15 protein-coding genes are annotated in these 20,342 nt (G+C 70.3%); 7 read left to right on the forward strand and 8 right to left on the reverse strand.

The features are described from left to right. Window positions 1-136: 136 nt before the first annotated feature. Both ACIPV2_RS13660 and rsmI read right to left on the reverse strand, forming a co-directional pair. The gene (locus tag ACIPV2_RS13660) at window positions 137-748 is read right to left on the reverse strand and encodes a class I SAM-dependent methyltransferase (RefSeq protein WP_400842121.1); all 612 of its coding nucleotides are present in this window, start codon (window positions 746-748) and stop codon (window positions 137-139) included. Then, window positions 745-1,566 carry a 16S rRNA (cytidine(1402)-2'-O)-methyltransferase gene (gene rsmI, locus ACIPV2_RS13665; RefSeq protein WP_400842123.1) on the reverse strand — a complete coding sequence of 274 codons (822 nt, stop codon included), beginning with the start codon at window positions 1,564-1,566 and terminating at the stop codon, window positions 745-747. Before rsmI ends, ACIPV2_RS13660 begins: the two co-directional genes overlap by 4 nt. A 59-nt stretch (window positions 1,567-1,625) precedes the next feature. On the opposite strand from rsmI, the gene ACIPV2_RS13670 reads away from it, so the two are divergent. Beyond that, window positions 1,626-3,197 (forward strand): dolichyl-phosphate-mannose--protein mannosyltransferase, encoded by a 1,572-nt coding sequence (locus ACIPV2_RS13670; RefSeq protein ID WP_400842125.1) that lies wholly within the window; start codon window positions 1,626-1,628, stop codon window positions 3,195-3,197. Here the strand turns inward: ACIPV2_RS13670 and ACIPV2_RS13675 are convergent. Then, the gene (locus tag ACIPV2_RS13675; protein ID WP_400842127.1) at window positions 3,166-4,632 is read right to left on the reverse strand and encodes a DUF222 domain-containing protein; all 1,467 of its coding nucleotides are present in this window, start codon (window positions 4,630-4,632) and stop codon (window positions 3,166-3,168) included. The genes ACIPV2_RS13670 and ACIPV2_RS13675 overlap by 32 nt on opposite strands. A gap of 95 nt (window positions 4,633-4,727) precedes the next feature. Between ACIPV2_RS13675 and ACIPV2_RS13680 the strand changes: the two genes are divergently transcribed. Beyond that, window positions 4,728-5,174, forward strand: a complete 447-nt coding sequence (locus tag ACIPV2_RS13680) for a GNAT family N-acetyltransferase (protein WP_400842129.1) — start codon at window positions 4,728-4,730, stop codon at window positions 5,172-5,174. Window position 5,175: 1 nt separating this feature from the next. Here ACIPV2_RS13680 and ACIPV2_RS13685 read toward each other — a convergent pair whose 3' ends face one another. The 5 genes from ACIPV2_RS13685 to ACIPV2_RS13705 all read right to left on the reverse strand — a co-directional run bounded on the left by ACIPV2_RS13685 (window position 5,176) and on the right by ACIPV2_RS13705 (window position 11,841). Then, window positions 5,176-6,105: a DUF808 domain-containing protein gene (locus tag ACIPV2_RS13685; protein WP_400842130.1), complete on the reverse strand. Its 930-nt coding sequence runs from the start codon at window positions 6,103-6,105 to the stop codon at window positions 5,176-5,178. Window positions 6,106-6,189: 84 nt separating this feature from the next. Next, complete coding sequence (locus ACIPV2_RS13690; RefSeq protein ID WP_400842131.1) at window positions 6,190-7,596, reverse strand: amino acid permease; 1,407 nt, start codon at window positions 7,594-7,596, stop codon at window positions 6,190-6,192. A gap of 167 nt (window positions 7,597-7,763) precedes the next feature. After that, the gene (locus ACIPV2_RS13695; RefSeq protein ID WP_400842133.1) at window positions 7,764-9,539 is read right to left on the reverse strand and encodes a thioredoxin domain-containing protein; all 1,776 of its coding nucleotides are present in this window, start codon (window positions 9,537-9,539) and stop codon (window positions 7,764-7,766) included. 69 nt (window positions 9,540-9,608) lie between these two features. After that, window positions 9,609-10,445 (reverse strand): aldo/keto reductase, encoded by an 837-nt coding sequence (locus tag ACIPV2_RS13700; RefSeq protein WP_400842135.1) that lies wholly within the window; start codon window positions 10,443-10,445, stop codon window positions 9,609-9,611. Between the two features lie 19 nt (window positions 10,446-10,464). After that, window positions 10,465-11,841 (reverse strand): heparan-alpha-glucosaminide N-acetyltransferase domain-containing protein, encoded by a 1,377-nt coding sequence (locus tag ACIPV2_RS13705; protein WP_400842137.1) that lies wholly within the window; start codon window positions 11,839-11,841, stop codon window positions 10,465-10,467. Between the two features lie 58 nt (window positions 11,842-11,899). Between ACIPV2_RS13705 and hrpA the strand changes: the two genes are divergently transcribed. The 5 genes from hrpA to ACIPV2_RS13730 all read left to right on the forward strand — a co-directional run bounded on the left by hrpA (window position 11,900) and on the right by ACIPV2_RS13730 (window position 20,315). Then, a complete protein-coding gene (gene hrpA / locus ACIPV2_RS13710) occupies window positions 11,900-15,958 on the forward strand; it encodes an ATP-dependent RNA helicase HrpA (protein ID WP_400842139.1) in 4,059 nt (1,352 codons plus the stop codon). Between the two features lie 23 nt (window positions 15,959-15,981). Continuing rightward, window positions 15,982-16,926, forward strand: a complete 945-nt coding sequence (locus ACIPV2_RS13715; protein ID WP_400842141.1) for a zinc-binding alcohol dehydrogenase family protein — start codon at window positions 15,982-15,984, stop codon at window positions 16,924-16,926. Window positions 16,927-17,020: 94 nt separating this feature from the next. Further along, window positions 17,021-18,361, forward strand: coding sequence for an O-acetylhomoserine aminocarboxypropyltransferase/cysteine synthase family protein (locus ACIPV2_RS13720; RefSeq protein WP_400842143.1), 1,341 nt, complete (start codon window positions 17,021-17,023; stop codon window positions 18,359-18,361). Window positions 18,362-18,411: 50 nt separating this feature from the next. Next, complete coding sequence (locus tag ACIPV2_RS13725) at window positions 18,412-19,401, forward strand: Gfo/Idh/MocA family protein (protein ID WP_400842145.1); 990 nt, start codon at window positions 18,412-18,414, stop codon at window positions 19,399-19,401. A gap of 2 nt (window positions 19,402-19,403) precedes the next feature. Continuing rightward, window positions 19,404-20,315 (forward strand): NYN domain-containing protein, encoded by a 912-nt coding sequence (locus tag ACIPV2_RS13730; RefSeq protein WP_400842147.1) that lies wholly within the window; start codon window positions 19,404-19,406, stop codon window positions 20,313-20,315. The last annotated feature ends 27 nt before the right edge of the window (window positions 20,316-20,342 follow it).

Consider the following 20,342-nt stretch of genomic DNA (forward strand, 5'->3'; position numbering starts at 1 on the left):
CGTCGCGACGCTCCGTCCCGTGCTGATCGCCCTGCGCGAGAGCGGGCTCAGCGTCAAGAGAATCGCTGACCACAGCTCCCTCCGCCCTGAGGGGATCGCGCGAATCCTGAGCTGATCATGCGTCAGCCCACCCGTCTCAGATGCGGACTGCGGTCACGGAGGCGTGCGGACGCGAGCTGACCTCGTCGACGGTCCGCTCGCGGCGCCGGGAGGAGGTGAGCGTGAAGCCGGCCTGCTCCAGCAGCGGTCGCAGCGCTTCCGGAGTCCAGAAGTAGGCGGTCGTGACGGCATGGTCGAACGGCTCGCGCGGGGTGCCGTCGAAGAAGCCGATCAGGATGCTGCCGCCGGAAGTCAGCACGCGCGCGAACTCCGCCAGGACGGCGGGTATCTCAGCCGGCGGAGTGTGGACGAGCGAATACCAGGCGAGGATTCCGCCGACCGATGCGTCGGGCAGTGGGAGCGCGGTGAATGAACCGTGATGGAACTCGAGCCCCGGGTGCGCGTGGCGGGCGTGCGCGATGAACTCCACCGAAAGGTCGACACCGAGCACGGCGCGATCATCGTCGTGCAGGAAGCGCGTCCAGAGGCCCGGGCCGCATCCGGCATCCAGCAGCCGCCCCGGCGTCGAATCGCGCCACGCGGAGATGAGATCCCGGTCACGGGCATCCGTCTGGGTGATGTCGCCGATCTGCGCGACGTACTCCGCCGCACGAGAGTCGTATGCGGCGGCGATCAGCGCATCGGTCACGCGTTCTTCGCGGCGAGCGCGGCCTGGTACAGGTCGCGGGAGCTGAGGCCGGTCGCCGCGGCGACCTCGGCGCACGCGTCTTTCAGGCGGGTTCGGGATGCCACGAGGGCCTGCACCTGCACCAGCGCATCGTCCGCGGAAACCGAGATCGGAGCCGCGCCCTCGACGACCACGACGATCTCGCCTTTCACGCCCTGCTCCGCCCACGCGACGAGCTCAGCGGCGGTGCCACGGCGCACCTCCTCGTACAGCTTGGTGAGCTCGCGGCACACCGCGATCCGACGCTCGGCGCCCAGCGCAACGCCCATGTCGGCGAGCGATGACGCAAGCCGAGAGGGCGACTCGAAGAAGACCATCGTGCGCGGCTCGGATGCGAGCATCCTGAGCGTCTGGCGACGATCCCCCGGCTTGCGCGGGAGGAATCCCTCGAAGGTGAACCGATCGGTGGGCAGGCCCGATATGGCGAGAGCCATGAGCACGGCGCTCGGGCCTGGGATGGCCGAGACGGTCACGCCGCGCTCGACGGCGGCAGCGACCAGGCCGTAGCCGGGGTCGCTCACCGCGGGCATCCCGGCGTCGCTGACGACCACGATGTCGTGCTGCTCGGCGAGCTCGGCGAGCTCGGCGGCCTTGTGCTTCTCGTTGTGGTCGTGCAGCGCGATCAGCCGCGGACGGTTCTCGATCTTCAGCGCCTGCAGCAGCCGCTGCGTGGTGCGGGTGTCCTCTGCAGCGACGATCTCGGCGTTCTCGAGCACCTCGATCAGGCGGCGGGACGCGTCGCCGAGGTTGCCGATCGGAGTCGCCGCGAGGATGATCACCCGACCAGCTTAGGCGGGTGGCGCCAGCCGTTCCGAAGCCGATTGCCTAGGCTGAGCTGGTGACCCTGCCCGCGCCCCTGACGCCGCCCGCCGCCGCGACGCGATGGGAGCGACTGGCAGCCTGGGGCGCCGGGAATCCAGCACGCGCGCGGGCGCTGGGCTGGCTCGCTCCGCTCTTCGTCACGCTGCTGGCCGCCGCCCTGCGGCTGACGAATCTCGCACACCCGCACGAGATCATGTTCGACGAGACGTACTACGTCAAGGACGCCTGGTCGCTGTGGAATCTCGGCTACGAAGGCAAGTGGGGCGACGGCGCGGACGAGCAGCTGCCCCGGGGCGACGACTCGGCGATGCAGACGACGGGGTCGTACGTCGTGCACCCGCCGCTCGGGAAGTGGATCATCGCGCTCGGCATGGCCCTGATGGGTCCAGGCTCGAGCGCGGGCTGGCGACTGGCGACCGCGATCCTCGGGTCTCTGACGGTGCTTGTGATCTATCTCATCGCACTGCATCTGACCCGCTCGCGAGTGTTCGCGACGATCGCCGGCGGTCTGCTGGCCATCGACGGCCTGGGCATCGTGATGAGCCGGATCGCCCTGCTCGACGGCGCTCTGACCTTCTTCATCCTGCTCGGCTTCCTGTTCGTGCTGCTCGACCGCGACCGTTCCCTGCCTCTGCTCGACGCACGGACGACCGCGCAGCGCCGATCTGATGCAGAAGACGCTCCCCTGCGGCTGGTCGGACCCGTGCTGTGGTCCCGGCCCTGGCTGATCGCAGCCGGCGCGACGCTGGGGGCGGCGTCGGCGGTGAAGTGGTCGGGGCTGTACGCGCTCGCAGTCTTCGGGCTGTACGCGGTGATCACCGACGCGCTCGCTCGCCGGCGAGCGAGGATTCCGCTGTGGCCGAGCGATGCGGTGCTGCGGCAGGGGCCCGTCTCGTTCCTGCTGATGGTGGGCCCGGCGATGATCACGTACCTCGTGTCGTGGACCGGCTGGCTGGTCACGCCGGGAGGCTACGACCGCGGGGCGGACGCGAATCCCCTGATCGCGCTGTGGAAGTACCACGAGTCGATGTACGGGTTCCACATCGGCCTGTCCAGCCCGCACGCCTATGCGAGCCCGGCGTGGCAGTGGCCGCTGCTGCTGCGCCCGACGGCGATCTGGGTGGACTCGGACCCGGTCGGCTGCGGCACGGACCACTGCATCGCGGTGGTCACCTCAGTGCCGAATCCGCTGATCTGGTACGGCGGAGTGGCCGCCGCCCTCTATCTGCTGTACCGCTTCGTACGGGGACTCATCGAGCGCCGGCCGGTCGGGCCGATGCACACCATCGCGCTGGTCGGACTGATCGCGACATACGTGCCCTGGCTTCTCGTGCCGAGTCGCACGATCTTCCAGTTCTACACGATCGTGATGGTGCCGTTCCTCATCCTCGCGCTGGTCGTAACGCTGCGCGAGCTTGCCGGAAGGCCCTCCGATCCTCTGCACCGGCGGACGGCGGGCCAGCGCACGGTCGCGGTGTACCTCGTGGTGGTGGTTCTCGTCTCGGCGTTCTTCTACCCGGTGTGGACCGGCACGAGCGTGCCTTACCCGCTCTGGCTCATCCACAACTGGCTCCCGGGCTGGATCTGACCCGCGCGCGCCTTCGCCCTACCCGACGCCATTCGCGCCCGCGATCCCACCATGACGGACCTCGGATCTCGGGCACACCAGCGCGCATGCGCACCTGCCACTCGGACAGATGCAGCGTGCGGTGATGATGCCAGCAGAGCGCCACGCCATTGTCGGTGTGCGTGGCTCCACCGGCCGCGTGCTCGATGACGTGATGGATCTCACACCAGGTCGCCGGGATCGTGCATCCCGGGATGATGCATCCTCCATCGCGAGCGATGATCGCTCGCCGCTGCAGGGCGTTGAAGATGCGTCCGGACGTGCCGAGCGACACGATCCGCCCGTGGTCGTCGAACAGGACCCGCTGGATGCCGCCCGCGCAGCCCACCTGCGCCGCGACGCGGATCGGGACGCCCATCTCGACGCCGTCACCGCCGTCGACACGCGCCCACCCGAAACCCGCGGCGTAGTCCGCGGCATCGACGGTGACGACCAGCGTCGGCGCCGCTCCCCCGAGGTCGGGCAGCTCACCGCCACGTGCGGCCGCGCTCAGGATGACCGCGAATGCGTCGTGCATCCTCTGAGCACGCGTGCGCGGATCGATCGGGTCGAGCCCGTCGTCCGGGCCCGACTCGGAATCGATGAAGTGCACACTCTGCGGCACCGGCACACCCTCGACGCGCGGATTGAGCAGGCTGTCGGTGAGTCTGGCCAGCTGCGAGGCGACCTCCGGCAGCAGCTCGCCTCGAAGCGGCACGCGTCCATCGCGAAGCCGGCCGATCCACAGGCCCCTCCCTCGTGATGCCGCGTCATCGGTCGGCTCCGCACCATCAGGATCGAGGTAGGCGGCGAGCACCTGTGCGAACTGGGCTATCTCTGCCGGGGTGGGCGCGGGCGCATCCGGCGCCGGAGCGCGCTCTCCATCGGCGTCCGCATCCGCTAGGCGCCCCCGTGCGAACGCGGCGATCTGCCGATCGGCCTCGGCGAGCGCATCCGGCGCCACCCGCCCTCGGCTCGCCTCGAGCGGCGCAGTCGCCGCCAGAAATCCATCGAGCCCGATGGTCGCATCGGCAAGTGCCCTGCGCAGCTCGTCGTACCGGGAAGGGAGGAACTCGCCGTCGGTGATGCCGCGCACCTGCGCTGTGAGACCGGCAGCCTTCACCAGGCGCGCCGCACTTCGGGCGTCCACCCGCAGCACCATCTGCAGCAGATCTGCCGGGCGGTCGCAGCCGTACGACGTCGTCATGCGCTCAGCGCGCAGACCCTCGGACCGTTCGCGGACCTGTGCCGTCGCCGCGACCTGCAGCGCATCGTTCGATCGAAGCATCCGGCCGCTCGCGTCGAGCAGGCGCATCACCTGTGCGTCGGGCAGGTCTGCGATATGCGGCAGCGCATCGCCGACGACTGCGGCGAAGTCCGCCTGCAGCTGTTCGAGTCGATCGATGACGTCGTCCATAGGATCATTCAACCGGGGGCCACCGACATTCGAACACACATTCAGGGCGAAGTCTCAACCCCAGGTTGAAGCGTTTTTCCCACTAGCCTCGACTGATGGTCACCATCGCTCCGCTGTCAGCCGCCGACCGCGACGACTGGCTGCCGCTCTGGCGCGGCTACCTCGACTTCTACGAGGCTGAGCTCGACGACGACACGACCGCGACGACGTTCGCCAGGCTGGTCGACCCCGTCGCCGGCATCCACGGCGCTCTGGCTCGCGATGATGACGGCGCGGCTCTGGGACTCGTGCACTGGCTCTGCCACCCGGCGACCTGGGCCACGGCCGACTACTGCTACCTCGAAGACCTGTATGTCGCGCCGGCTGCGAGGGAAGCAGGCGCGGGAGCGGCGCTCATCGAGCACGTTCGCGTTTGGGCCGAGCAGAACGGCGCGGCCAAGGTCTACTGGTTGACGGCCGAGACGAACGGCCGGGCGCGCGCCCTCTACGACCGCGTCTCCACGAGAACCGGCATGATCCACTACCAGATCACGCCGGCCTGAGTCAGGCGACCGACTCGGGCACCGAGTGCGCCTCAGGCCGCCGCGCTTCGTCGAACGTCGGGCGCTTGCCCAGCATCCGGCCGACGAGCAGCACGACGGCCACCACGACCAGACCGATCAGCATGCCGGCGACGGCCGACATCACCGTGTTGCCCAGCCAGACGACGAAGCCGCCGAACGAGGCGAGCAGCTCATCGACCCCGTGCAGCAGCTCGGCCGGCGCATGCAGGCCGACCTCACCTAGGTTGACGACGACGAGGTGACCGCCCACCCACAGCATGGCCACGGTGCCGACGACGCTGATCACCCGGAACACGTGGGGCATCGATCGCACGATTCGGGTGCCGGTGTGCCGCACGTTGCGCACCGGGTTCTTGGCCATCCGCAGCCCGATGTCGTCGAGCTTGACCAGCAGGGCCACCGCGCCGTACACGACGCCGGTCATGATGAGCGCGATCACGGCGAGCACGCCGAGCGTCTGCCAGATCCCGAGATCCGGATCGAGGCTGGCCAGCGAGATCAGCATGATCTCGGTCGACAGGATCAGATCGGTTCGGATCGCGCCCCACACCAACCGGCGTTCGTCACGCGCCCCCTCGTCCGCGTGACCGTGGGCGAAGCCGAACCACTCGAGCACCTTCTCGGCGCCCTCGAAGCACAGATACGTGCCGCCGATGATCAGCAGATACGGCAGCACCCAGGGGGCGAACGCGGTCAGCACCATCGCGATGGGGATGATGATGAGGAACTTGTTCGCGATCGAGCCGAGGGCGATCTTCCCCACCACCGGCAGCTCGCGCGCGGGTGTGAGCCCCTGCACGTACTGCGGGGTGACGGCTGCGTCGTCGATCACGACGCCCGCCGCCTTGGCGGATGCCTTCATCGCCGCGCTCAGGATGTCGTCGACGACCGCCAGCAGACCAACCGACATGGAAGTCCTCCCCCGCACGCCGTGTGCGCGCTCCGGCCTGCAAGACTACTGTGCGCGCGGAGGGCTCGTGGTGCGGCGAGCCGCCTACGACACGTTGGCGTCGATCTCGGTGGTCACGCCGTGCCGTGAGCGGCCGCGCGTCAGGCGCGCGAGGCCGAGCAGCGCCGCCGTCAGCGCCAGCGTCAGCAGCAGCTGGACGCGGGCGGCGGGATCGATCATCGCCAGCGCGACGATCACCGCGAGCAGCACGAGGGCGGACCACGACAGCCAGGGGAATCCCCACATGCGCATCGGCAGCGCCTCGCCGTCTCGGTCAGCGCGGCGGCGCAGGATGATCTGCGAGATCACCGTCGCCGTCCAGATCACGAGCACGGTCGAGCCCACGACGTTCAGCAGCAGACCGAGCACGGTCTCGGGGAACGCCCAGTTGAGCACCACCGTGACGAAGCCGAACGCGACCGACGCCAGCACAGCGACGTAGGGCACGCCCTTCTCGCTCGTGCGGGTGGATGCCAGGGGCGCGAGCCCGCGCTCACCCAGCGAGTAGGCCATGCGCGACGCGCCGTAGATGTTGGCATTCATCGCCGACAGCAGAGCCAGCACCACGATCAGCGACATGACCAGATCGACGCCGGGCACCTGCAGCGTGGCGAGCACGGCCGAGAACGGCCCCTCGAGCACCGCGGGCGAGTTCCACGGCAGCACCGCGACGATCACGAAGATCGAGCCGATGTAGAACACGAGGATGCGCACCATGACCTCTCGCACGATGCGCTTGATGTTGTGCGCCGGGTCATCCGACTCGGCTGCGGCGATCGCGACGACCTCGGTGCCGCCGAACGCGAACACGACGACCAGCAGAGCTGCGGCGACCCCCGCGACGCCGTGCGGGGCGAAGCCGTCGTGCGCGACGAGGTTGCCCACGCCGGTCGCCGGCACACCGGGGATGAGCCCGAGGATCGCGCAGGCGCCCACGATGAGGAACGCGATGATGGCGAACACCTTGATCGCGGCGAACCAGAACTCGAAGCGTCCGTAGTTGCGCACGCCGAAGAGGTTCACGGCGGTCAGTGCGGCGACGAAGATCAGCACCCACAGCCAGGCGGGGATGCCGGGCACCCACCCCTCGATGATCCCGGCAGCGCCGGTGGCCTCGGCGGCGATCACGACGACGAGCTGGATCCAGTACAGCCAGCCGACGGCGCTTCCGGCGCTGCGGCCCATCGCGCGCTGCGCGAACGAGCTGAACGCACCGGAGCTGGGGCGGGCCGCGACCATCTCGGCGAGCATCGCCATGACGAGGATGACGACGGTGCCGGCGATGAGGTACGAGACCAGCACGGCAGGGCCTGCGATGCCGATGGCCTGGCCCGAGCCGACGAACAGGCCGGCGCCGATCGCACCCCCGAGGCCCATCATCGAGATCTGCCGACGCGTGAGCCCGGGGTGCAGGCCCTTCGTGGTCGTCGTCGTCAGCGGCACCTCTGCCATGGCGGACCTCCTCGTCCGGTCGGGATGTGCCGCGAGTCGGCCGTCCGAAGCGCAACATTAGAGCGGCGCAGGGCATCTATGCAAAGTGCCGCGGAGTCGGCGGGCACCGTGCGCGCCGCGGCAGGGCATCCGCCGACTTCAGTGATCAGAATGCGCAGTGGTTGCGATCACCGACTGACGGACAGCTCCGTCGGATCGCCCGTCGGCAGACGGCACGCGAAGTCGCGACAGTCGTAGGCCACGCCCTCGGCCGCGTCCTTGCCCTCGAAGAGCGAGAAGCCGGCATCCGCGAAGGCGCGGGCCTGGGCCGGCGTCACCACGGCGATCACGTCGGCGTCCGTCGCGCGGGCGGCTTCGACGAGAGCCCCGTCACGAGCGACGACCGCGACCACCTGTCGCGGCGGCACGGCGAGCGCTGCCGCGAGGCGCAGCAGGGCGCCGTAGGCGAGCGGATGCTGCAGCGCGCGCTCGACGAGCGGGGCGCAGAGCGCCACCGCCTGCTCGCGGTGCTCCTCGCCCGCCCCCAGCAGCCAGGCGGACAGGTGGGCGGATGCCCGCGCAGCCGGCCCCGAGGGCAGATCGCCGTCGCTGTCGTCACCGACCGCGGTGAGGCCGCGTGCGGCCATGATCGGGTCATCGGCCAGCGGCTCCGCGAGCACGGCGAGCGCGCGCGTCGCCCATTCCGCGTCGCCGGTGGCGAGCGCCAGAGCGAGCAGTCCGTCGGCGAGCAGTCCGATGTCCGCGGCGGTCGCGACGGCGGTGGCGGGGGTCCCGTCCAGGGACGAGCGCACCAGCTCCCCGGCATCACCGCGGTTCACGCTCAGCACGTGCTCGGCTGCGGCGGCCGCCGCATCCACCCACGCCCGCTCGCCCAGCCGCGCCCCGGCGCGGGCGAGCGCGCCGATCGCGAGGCCGTTCCAGCCGGTGAGCACCTTGCCGTCGACCGCAGGAGGCTGGAGGGATGCCCGCGCCGCGGCGTCAGCGCGGTAGTAGCCGCCCTCGCTGCGGCGGCCGTCGATCCACGACTCGGAGTCCTGGGCCGCACCGAACGCGCCGCCCTCGCGGCGAAGCACGCCGATCAGGAACCCCGCGATGCCGCGCACGACGTCGTCCCGCCCGGCCGCGAGCGCCACATCCATCAGCTGGGCGTTGTCGATCAGCATCCGCTCGTAGTGCGGCACTGTCCAGTCGCCCTGGGTGGCGTAGCGGAAGAAGCCGCCGTCGACCCGGTCGCGCAGCTCCGACGCCGCCATCGCGTCGAGCGCCCGGCGGGCGGCATCAGCGGAGCCCGCGAGCGGATGCTGCAGGAACCGCAGCGTCGTCGCCATCGGGAACTTCGGCGCTCCGCCGAAGCCGCCGTGTCTGTGGTCCTCGCGCTGCAGGATCGCGGCGGCGGCCGCGGCGATCGCATCGGCATCGGGCATCCCGCCGGGTTGTGCGGCCGCCGCCTCACGCAGCGCATCGGCGACGGCGTCGGCCGACTGGACGACCTCGGCTCGCCGGTTCGTCCACGCCTCGTTCACCGCTGTCAGCACATCACGGAACGACGGCATCCCGCCGCGTGCCTCGGGCGGGAAGTACGTGCCCGCATAGAACGTGCGACCCGCCGGAGTGGTGAACACGGTCAGCGGCCAGCCGAGGCTGCGGGTGAAGGCGGAGGCGGCGGCCATGAAGGCCGTGTCGACCTCGGGATGCTCCTCGCGGTCGATCTTCACCGGCACGAAATGCTCGTTGATCTGCGCCGCGGTCACCTCGTCGGTGAACGACTCCCGCGCCATCACGTGGCACCAGTGACAGGTCGAGTAGCCGATCGAGATGAGCAGCGGCACGTCGCGGCGCTGCGCCTCGGCGAAGGCCTCCTCACCCCACGGATGCCAGTCGACGGGGTTGTCGGCGTGAGCGCGCAGGTAAGGGCTGAGCGTGTCGGCGAGCCGGTTGGTCATGTCTCCACGGTACGCCGAGACCCCCTGCCGCGGGCCGGTGCGCCGGCGACAGGGGGTCTCAGGGGTGCGTCAGTTCAGGTCGTTCGGGTGCGTGCCGACCCGGCCCGAGCCGTCGAGCGGGTCGAGTCCGTCGATGGCGGCCATCTGCGCGTCGTCGAGCTCGAAGCCGAAGACGTCGAGGTTCTCGCGCATGCGCTCGGGGCGCACCGACTTCGGGAAGACGATGAAGCCCTTCTGCAGGTGCCAGCGCAGCACGACCTGCGCGGGGGTGCGGCCGGTCGCCGACGCGGCGTCGGCGACGGCCGCGGTGCCGAACAGGTCGTACTTGCCCTGGCCCAGCGGGCCCCACGACTCGATGCGCACGCCGTGCTCTCCGGCCCAGTCGGTGATCTCGCGCTGCTGGTACGCGGGGTGCAGCTCGATCTGGTTGACGGCAGGGGTCACACCGGTCTCGGCGACGAGGCGCTCGAGGTGCGGCACGAGGTGGTTCGAGACGCCGATCGAGCGGGCGAGGCCGCGCTCGCGGATGCCGATCATCTTCTGCCACGCGTGCACGTAGTTGTCGTTGGCGGGCGTCGGCCAGTGCACCAGGTACAGGTCGACGGCGTCGAGGCCGAGCTTCTCGAGGCTCTCGTCGATCGCCCGGTCGGGCTCGTCGCCGTCGTGCCGGTCGTTCCACAGCTTCGTGGTGATGAAGAGCTCGTCACGCGGGACGCCGCTCTTGGCGATGGCGGCACCGACCCCCTCTTCGTTCTTGTAGATCGCCGCCGTGTCGATGTGCCGGTAGCCGGCCTCGAGCGCCTCGGTGACCGCGCGCTCGGCGTCGTCTGCCGGCACGAGGAAGACGCCGTAGCCGAGCTGGGGAATCGTGTTTCCGTCGTTCAGTTCGAGAGTGGGGATCGTCATGGCTCCAGCGTAGGGCCGCTCAGCGCGACCGGGGCGAAACGGCGGCGGGCGAGACGGCGGCTGAGAGCCGCGCCAGGAGGGCCTCGAGGGGCCCCCGCCCGCGCAGGATCGACCACAGCGTCGAGGCGACGAGCAGGACCACCGCCGACGACACCCACACGTCGAACGAGTCGAGGAAGACGCCGGGTCCGGCGATGAGCGCGTACGAGAGCACATGGGCGCTGTACGCCGAGAGCGGCATGGAGCCGAGCGCGGCGAACGGCAGCAGCACCCACCGCAGCGGCGCGCTCAGCAGAAGGCACAGCGCGATCACCGCCACGGCGAAGCCGCCCGATCCGATGATCTCGGCGGTGCCTCCGGAGTGCGGTTCGACGGCGAACAGCGCGAACAGCGCGCTGCCCAGCGGATCCTGAGCGGCGAGCTCGACGAAGTACGACTCCCAGCCGGATGTCTGGGTCTGCGCCTCCTCGTCCTGCACGCCGGCGTCGAGCGGGTAGCAGCTGATGTAGGCGTCGCCGTAGTCGTCGCAGAGGGTGCCAGTGAAGTCGATCTGGTCGGGGCTGACGCCCAGGAGCGAGCCCGATCCGGCATCGCTCTCACTGAGCGAAGCGGATCCGCCGCTCGATCCGCCGCTCACTGACGAGCCCTCGTCAGCGTACGACGACTCCGCGTCCGGGCGGGCGGCAGCGCCCAGCGTCCCGAGTCCGTACCCCACCATCGCCAGCAGCACGCCGATGACGAGCAGGCGCACGCGGTCGCGGGTGCGCTCGAGCCCCGCACGGCCGATCGCCATTCCCGCCAACAGCAGCGCCAGCCACACTGTCAGCGGATACGTGCCGAACAGCACGAGCCCGGCGCCCGGCCCGTTGGAGTGGAAGGTCAGCGCCTGCAGCAGGGCGAGCAGGGGCGGCCCGGCGACCGCGAGCACGCCCGCAGCGATCAGCAGGTGCGACCCGCGCCATCGCACGAACGCGGCCGCGACGATGTACAGCGCCCCGTAGAAGGTGAGGATGACGGCGATCGGTGTGCCGAGCAGCTCGAGCACGAGCCCGATGGCGAAGATGGCCGCGCCGCGGACGACGAGGGTGAGCCTGATCGCGGGCAGCTCGGCGGTCTCCGGCAGGCGAGTGCGTCCTGTCATCAGCGAGATGGAGACGCCCGCCAGCACAGCGAAGAGGATCGCCGATCGGCCGTGCACCAGAGCACCCCACGTCGACGGATCCAGCAACGACAGCTCGGGCGTGGTCAGCAGGTGAGCCCCCATCATGCCCAGCACGGCGAGCGCGCGGGCGATGTCGAGCCCCATGAGGCGCGGTGGTTGCCCGAAGCCGGTGAACCAGGCGCGCAGCTTCGAGACCGGGCGCGGCGGGGCGATGTCGCCCTGGATCGTCGTCACTCGCCGAGTCTAAGCAAGCGCGCGACGAGCACGCGTGCGCGCAATACGATGAAGGGTCATGTCCTCGCCCGTCATCACCTACCCGCCGGAGCTGCCGGTCAGCGCAGCGCGCGATGAGATCGCCGCGGCGATCCGCGACAGCCAGGTCGTGATCGTCGCCGGCGCCACCGGGTCGGGCAAGACCACGCAGCTGCCGAAGATCTGCCTCGAGCTCGGGCGCGAGCGCATCGCGCACACGCAGCCTCGTCGGCTCGCAGCCCGCACCATCGCCGAGCGCGTGGCCGAGGAGCTGCACGTCGAGCTCGGCGACCTGGTGGGCTACAAGGTCCGCTTCACCGACCAGGTGTCGGATGCCACGCGCATCGCACTGATGACCGACGGCATCCTGCTCAACGAGATCCACCGCGACCGGCTGCTGCGCCGCTACGACACGATCATCATCGACGAGGCGCACGAGCGCTCGCTCAACGTCGACTTCCTGCTCGGCTACCTGCGGCGGATCCTGCCTGAGCGCCCCGACCTGAAGGTCATCATCACCTCGGCGACCATCGACCCCCAGAGCTTCGCGGCGCACTTCGCCGCCCCGGGCGTCGGTCCGGATGCCGAGGGGGTCCCGGCGCCGATCATCGAGGTCTCCGGACGCACGTACCCGGTCGAGATCCGGTACCGGCCGCTCGTCGACGAGACGGCGACTCCGGAGGAACCCGGCGGATCGAGCGCGAAACGACCCGACCAGGGCGGTTCGTCGAAGAATTCCCGGAGTTCTGACCGCGCCGGGGCGGAGCCGGAGGATGAGGTGACAGCGATCGTCGCCGCCCTGCGCGAGCTCGAGCGCGAGGCGCCCGGAGATGTCCTGATCTTCCTGCCCGGCGAGGCGGAGATCCGCGACGCGGCGGATGCCGTGCGCGGCGCGTACCGATCGACGACCTCCCCGGTCGAAGTGCTGCCGCTGTACGGCCGGCTGTCCGCCGCCGAGCAGCACCGCGTGTTCGAGCCCTCGAAGGTCGCCGGCGTCCGCCGCCGCGTGGTGCTCGCCACGAACGTCGCCGAGACGAGCCTCACGGTGCCGGGCATCAAGTACGTGATCGACACCGGCACCGCGCGCATCTCCCGCTACAGCGCGCGCTCCAAGGTCCAGCGCCTTCCCATCGAGGCGGTGTCGCAGGCATCCGCCAGCCAGCGCTCCGGACGCGCCGGCCGCACCAGCGACGGGATCGCGATCCGCCTCTACAGCGAGGACGACTTCGACAAGCGCCCGGAGTTCACCGAGCCCGAGATCCTGCGGACCTCCCTCGCATCCGTGGTGCTGCAGATGCTCTCGCTCGGCTTCGGCGACATCACCGAGTTCCCCTTCCTCACGCCTCCCGACTCGCGCGGCGTGAAGGCGGCCGTCGATCTGCTCACCGAGATCGGCGCCGTCGATGCCGTCAGAGGCGACCACCCCCGACTGACGAAGATCGGGCGGGAGATCTCCCGGATGCCCATGGACCCGCGCTTCGCCCGGATGCTGGTCGCCGCCTCCTCAGCCGCAGGCGGCGTGCTGGCCGACGTCATGGCGATCGTCGCAGGGCTGTCGATCCAGGATGTGCGCGAGCGCCCCAGCGCTGACGCACCGCAGTCGGTGCGCGACGAGGCGGACCGCATGCACGCGCGCTTCCTCGATCCGACCAGCGACTTCCTCAGCCTGCTGAACCTCTGGAACCACCTGCGCGAGCAGCAGAAGGAGCTCGGCTCGAGCGCGTTCCGGCGGATGTGCCGCAGCGAGCACCTCAACTATGTGCGCGTGCGCGAATGGTTCGACGTGCACCGGCAGCTGCGCACGCTCGTGAAGACGCAGAAGAGCGCCGGCGGCGGTGCGTCGGACCCGGATGCCATCCACCGCGCGATCCTCACCGGTCTGCTCTCGCAGATCGGCATCCTCGACGAGCGCACGAAACCCGCTGGGTCCCTGCGGCCTGTCCTGAGCTTGTCGAAGGGCCTGTCGAAGGGCGCGAGGGGGACGGAGAAGAAGGGCCGCCGCATCGCGGAGTACCGCGGCGCCCGCGGCATACGCTTCTCGATCTTCCCCGGATCGGGCCTGCGCAAGAAGTCACCCCCGGCGGTGATGGCCGCCGAGGTCGTCGAGACCTCGCGCACCTTCGCCCGCACGGTCGCCGCCATCGACCCGGCCTGGGCCGAGGGAATCGCCGGCGATCTCGCCAAGCGGCAGGTCACCGAACCGCACTGGTCGAAGGATGCCGGCGCCGCCGTCGCCTACGAGAAGGTGACCCTGTTCGGCGTCGAGATCATCCCGAAGCGCCGGGTGCAGTTCGCGCGCATCGACAGTGCCGGCGCGCGCGAGCTCTTCCTGCGGCACGCGCTCGTCGAGGGCGAGTGGGACCCGTCGCGCATCGACAAGCGGGTCAGCGCGTTCTGGCGCGCCAACGCCGAGCTGCGCCGCCGGCTCGAGAAGCTCGAGGAGCGCGAGCGCCGCCGTGACATCCTCGCCGGCGACGAGGCCGTGTTCACCTTCTACGACGAGCGCATCCCGCGCGATGTGTTCGACGTGCGCTCGTTCGAGAAGTGGTGGCGCGACGCGCTGCAGACGACGCCGAAGCTTCTCGTGATGCGCGAGAGCGACCTGATCGACGACGACGGCCGCACGGATCAGCGAGAATTCCCGACGCGCTGGCAGCAGGACGACCAGGTGCTCGGGCTCGCGTATCGCTTCGAACCCGGCGCCGAAGACGACGGCGTGAGCGTGGTGGTGCCGCTGGCACTGCTGCAGCAGATCCGCGACACGGGCTTCGACTGGCAGGTGCCCGGCCTGCGCGCAGAGCTGATCACCGCACTGCTGCGCGCCCTTCCGAAGGCGATCCGCCGTCACGTCGTGCCCGCGGCCGACTGGGCCGAGAAGTTCGGCGAGCAGCTGTCGGCGGAGGGTCCCGAGCACCACTCCGGGGTGCCCGCCCGGTCTCTCAAGGAGGCGCTGGCAAAGCTCATCCAGCCGCTCGCCAATCAGCCCGTCTCCGCCTCGGACTTCGACGACGCCCGCGTGCCAGGCCATCTGCTGGTCAACTTCCGCGCGGTCGACGAGAGGGGGCGCGTCGCCGGATCCGACCGCGACCTCACAACCCTGCAGCAGCGGCTGTCCGACCGGTCCCGGCAGAGTGTGACCCGCTCACTCAACCGGCCCGAGCAGCGGCGCACGCCCGGCGGACGGGCTGAGCGCGTGGCCGAGGCATCCGTCCGGGGTCCGATCGAACGCGACGACCTGACCGACTGGACCTTCGGCGACCTGCCCCAGCTGCTGGACACGAAGGTCGCCGGCGGCACCGTGCGCGGCTATCCGGCGATCGTGGATCGCGGCAGGTCGGTCTCGGTGCGGGTCGAGGCGACGGCGGATGCCGCAGCCGCCGCCACCCGTGACGGGGTGCTGCGTCTCGTGCTGCTGAACGTCCCCTCCCCCGCGTCGTACGTGCAGAACCACCTCACCGCACCCGAGAAGCTCGCGCTCGCCGCCTCGCCCTACCCGAACGTCGCGAACCTCATCGAAGACGCCCGTACAGCGGTGGTGCGCGCGCTCATCGACGAGCGTGTGCCGGACGGGGTGATCCGCACCGAGGCGGAGTTCCGGCGCGTGCGCGACGAGGTGAACGCCCAGCTCGTCGACCGCCTCTTCGCGTGCGTGTCGCTCGTCGCGAAGATCCTGGCGAAGAGCCGCGATGTCGAGCGCGGCATCAGGTCGCGGAACTCACTCGCCCTGCTCGGCCCGCTGAACGACATCCGCTCGCAGCTGAGCGGGCTGATCCACCAGGGCTTCATCTCGGCGACGGGGATCGAACGGCTCGCGCACCTGCCGCGGTACCTCGACGGGATGCTCGAGCGGCTGAAGACCCTCGCCAACGAGCCCGGCAAGGACCGCACGCGGATGACCGAGTACGAGCGGGTCGCGAAGGCGTTCTACGACGCCGGCGGCAGGATCCCGCTCGGCCCGGATGCCCCGGGGAACCTCGTCGAGGTGCGCTGGCTGCTCGAGGAGTACCGGATCAGCGTCTTCGCGCAGCGCCTCGGCACCGCGCAGCCGGTCTCACCGCAGCGCATCATGAAGGCGCTCACCACCACGAGCGCCTCCTGACGAGTCCGGGTAGCGTGGGCCGCATGGCTCACGCAATCGTCTACACCGAGATCGGCACCCCTGACGTCCTGCGGCTGACCGAGATCCCGGATCCGGTCGCCGGTCCCGGCGAGGTCGTCGTGCGCATCGAGGCCGCCGGAGTGAACCCGCTGGATGCCAAGCTGCGCCGCGGCGCGCGCCCCTCGGGGCCCATCGTCGAGCCCCGCCGCGTGGGCTTCGACGGCGCGGGGGTCGTGGCCGGCCTCGGCGATGGCGTCGCCGGCTTCGCGATCGGCGACCGCGTCGTCGTCGACAACGTGCTGGGCACCTATGCGAGCGCACTCGCCGTGCCCGTGTCGAAGCTGTTCCGTCTCTCCGACGGCGTCACGATGGCGGAGGGCGCGAGCCTCGGCATCCCGGTCGGCACTGCGTACCAGTGCCTGCGCTCGCTGGGCGTCGCGAAGGGCGACACGCTGCTCGTGCACGCGGGATCGGGTGCGGTCGGGCAGGCGGCCGTGCAGTTCGCCGTGCTCTGGGGTGCGCGGGTCATCGCGACGGGAAGCGCCGAGCGCTTCGATCAGCTGCGCTCGCTGGGGGCCGAGCCGGTCGCCTACGGCGACGGGCCCAACGAGCGCGTGCGCGACCTCGCCCCGGAAGGCGTGACAGTCGCCCTCGACTGCGCCGGGACCGACGAGGCGATTCACACCTCCCTCGCTCTCGTCGACGACCGCGAGCGCATCGCCACGATCGTCCGCGGTCCGGATGCCGCCGATTTCGGCATCCGGGCGTTCTCCGGCGGCAGCCCCGTCCCGCTCACCGACGAGGAGCAGGGCTGGCGGCAGGAGGCCATCCCGCTGGCGATCAACCTCATCGAGGCCGGCGACTTCCAGGTCGAGCTGGGTCCCGAGCTTCCCCTCGCCGACGCCGCCAGGGCGCATGAGCTGATCGAGCGGCACGCGGCGAACGGCAAGATCATCCTCGTTCCCTGATCCGGCCCGCCGCCTCGCCGCGGGCAGCCGCCTGCGCCGCAACAGTTCGACACACGAGGGGCGCCGGCGTCGACGCTCGGAGCATCATGAGCACATGACTTCCCCGTGTACCGTGACGCCCCAGGGTTTCGCGACCGCCCAGGTGCAGGCCGGCTACCAGCCCACCGGCGTGATCAGCGCCGTACCGCCGATCCACCAGACCGCCGCGTACGAATTCGCGTCTCTCGCCGAGGCGGCCGATCTGTTCGCCCTGCGCCGGCCCGGCATCATCTACGGGCGCAACGCCAACCCCACCCAGCAGATCCTCGAGGAGCGGGTCGCGCTGCTCGAGGGCGGGGCGAGCGCCGTGGCCGTCGCCTCGGGTCAGGCCGCGGTCGCGGTCACCATCCTCGCCCTCGCGCACCGCGGCGGGCACGTGGTCGCCGCAGACCAGCTGTACGGCGGCACCATCGATCTGCTGCAGGAGACGCTCGACGACTTCGGCATCTCGGTGACCTTCGTCGATCAGGACGACCTTGACGCCTGGCGCGATGCCATCACGCCGCGCACCCGGCTGCTGTTCGCCGAGTCGGTCGCGAACCCGATCGCCCAGGTGCTCGACATCCGCGCGGTCGCCGACGTCGCGCACGCCGCGGGCGTCCCGCTCGTCATCGACAACACCGTCGGCACACCGCACCTGGTGCGCCCGGGCGAGCACGGCGCGGATTTCGTCGTGCACTCCGCCACCAAGTTCCTCTCCGGGCACGGCAGCTCGCTGGGCGGTGTGGTGGTCGATCAGGGCAGCTTCGATTTCGGTGCGGAGCCCGCACGATGGCCGCAGTTCACCGCGCCGTACACCCGCTTCGGCGATCTCGTGCTGTGGGACCGGTTCGGGAAGGGTCAGGCATTCGCCGCGCTCGTGAAGTCGAAGTACGTGCACGACCTGGGTCCGTCCCTGTCGCCGTTCAACGCGTGGCAGATCCTGCAGGGCATCGAGACGCTCGATCTCAGGGTCTCCCGCCAGTCGGCGACGGCGCGGCTGATCGCCGAGCACCTGGCCGGGCATCCGGCCGTCGCCCGCGTGCACCACCCGTCGCTCGACGACAACCCGTGGCACAGCACCGCAGCCCGGTACCTCCCGAACGGCGCCCCCTCGGTGTTCTCGTTCGACATCGTCGGCGCCGAAGACGACGGAGCCTTCGAACGCGTCGCCGCGGTCGTCGACGAGCTGCGGGTGTTCCGCCTCGTCGCCAACATCGGCGATGCCCGCAGCATGGTCGCGCACCCGGCGTCGATGACCCACTCGCACCTCACCGCCGAGCAGCGCGCCGCTGCCGGCATCTCGCTGAACACCGTTCGGGTCTCGGCGGGACTCGAGGATCCGGCCGACCTCATCGCCGACCTCGACCGCGTGCTCGCGCCGCTGCTCGAAGACGCACTGGTCGGCGCCCGCTGAGCTGAGCGTCTCCTGGTCGTCGATGTCGTACGCCCCGATACGCTGATGCCATGACCGGACTTCGATGGGGCATCCTCGCCACCGGCGGCATCGCGACCGCCTTCGCATCCGACCTGCGCACCGCAGGCCTCGACGTCGTCGCGGTGGGCTCGCGCACGCAGGAATCCGCCGACGAATTCGCCGCGCGCTTCGACATCCCCCGCGCACACGGATCGTACGTCGACCTCGCCGAAGATCCCGAGGTCGACATCATCTACGTCGCGACCCCGCACCCCATGCACCATGAGGATGCCCGCCTCGCGCTACAGAACGGCAAGCACGTGCTCGTCGAGAAGGCGTTCACGCTCAACAGCGCCGAGGCGGAGGACCTGCAGAAGCTCGCTGCCGAGAAGGGCCTCCTCGCCATGGAGGCGATGTGGACCAGGTATCTGCCGCACATGGTGCGACTGCGCGAGATCATCGCCGCTGGCACCCTCGGCGAGATCCGATCGGTGTCCGCCGATCACACCCAGAGCCTTCCGACCGACCCCGAGCACCGCATCAACGCCCTGCCGCTCGGCGGCGGCGCACTGCTCGACCTCGGGATCTACCCGATCTCGTTCGTCTGCGATGTGCTGGGCAATCCCACCGACATCAAGGCCACCGCACGCCTGGGCGAGACCGGTGCGGATGCCGAGGTCGCCACCATCATGACCCACGCGGGCGGCGCGATCTCGACGTCGCTCTCCTCGTCGCGCACCGTAGGACCGAACACGGCAGTGGTGCTCGGCACCGACGCGCGGATCGAGATAGACCGCGTCTGGTACACCCCGACGTCCTTCCGCGTGATCGCCGCCGACGGAGCGGTGATCGAGACGTACGAGTCGCAGGTCGACGGCCGAGGCATGCAGTACCAGGCGTTCGCCGCCGAAGGCGCCGTCGCCCACGGCGACCCGGCAGGCACGCTGCTGGCCCTGCCGATCGCCGAGTCCGTCGAGATCATGGGCACCCTCGATGAGATCCGCCGCCAGGTCGGCGTCGTCTACCCGAGCGAGAGCTGAGCATGCCAGACACCACCGGCCGCGTCGCGGTCTACCTCGACTTCGACAACATCGTCATCTCCTGGTACGACCGGGTGCATGGCCGCAACGCCTACGGCAAAGACCGCCAGCGCATCACCGACGACCCCAACGACGCCGAGGTCGCCGAGCGTCTCAAGCAGGCCACGATCGAGGTCGGTGCCATCATCGACTACGCCTCATCGTTCGGAACGCTCGTGCTCACCCGTGCGTACGCCGACTGGTCGTCTCCGGTGAACGCCGAGTACCGCTCGCAGCTCGTCGCCCGTGCGGTCGATCTCGTCCAGCTGTTCCCGGCGGCGGCGTATGCGAAGAACGGCGCCGACATCCGTCTGGCTGTGGATGCCGTCGAGGACATGTTCCGCCTCCCCGACCTCACGCACGTGGTGATCGTCGCCGGCGACAGTGACTACGTGCCGCTGGCGCAGCGCTGCAAGCGCCTGGGCCGATACGTGATCGGGGTGGGCGTCGCCGGATCCACGGCGAAGTCGCTCGCCGCGGCCTGCGACGAGTTCGAGTCGTACGATTCGCTGCCCGGTGTCGTCCGCCCCACCAGCGAGGTCGAGGCCGCGGCCACGACGACCGCGAAGGGCAAGGCCGAGCCGAAGAGCACCGCCAAGACACGCCGCACTCGCACCGTCGCTCCCAAGCAGGACGACCAGTCGGAGGCGACCGCCCTGCTCGTGCGGGCACTGCGCCTCGGGCACGACAAGGCAGACGCCGACGAATGGCTGCACGCCTCCGCGGTGAAGACGCAGATGCGCAGAATGGACCCGTCCTTCAGCGAGAAGGCGCTCGGGTACCGGTCGTTCAACGACTTCCTGCGCTCGCGCGACGACGTCGCCGCGCTGGAGGAGAGCGGCCACGAGCGTCTGGTCCGGCTGCAGGAGAGCTGACCCGCGCTCAGGCGGTCCAGCGCACAG

The sequence above is a fragment of the Microbacterium sp. NPDC089987 genome (assembly GCF_044748505.1).
Lineage (GTDB): Bacteria > Actinomycetota > Actinomycetes > Actinomycetales > Microbacteriaceae > Microbacterium.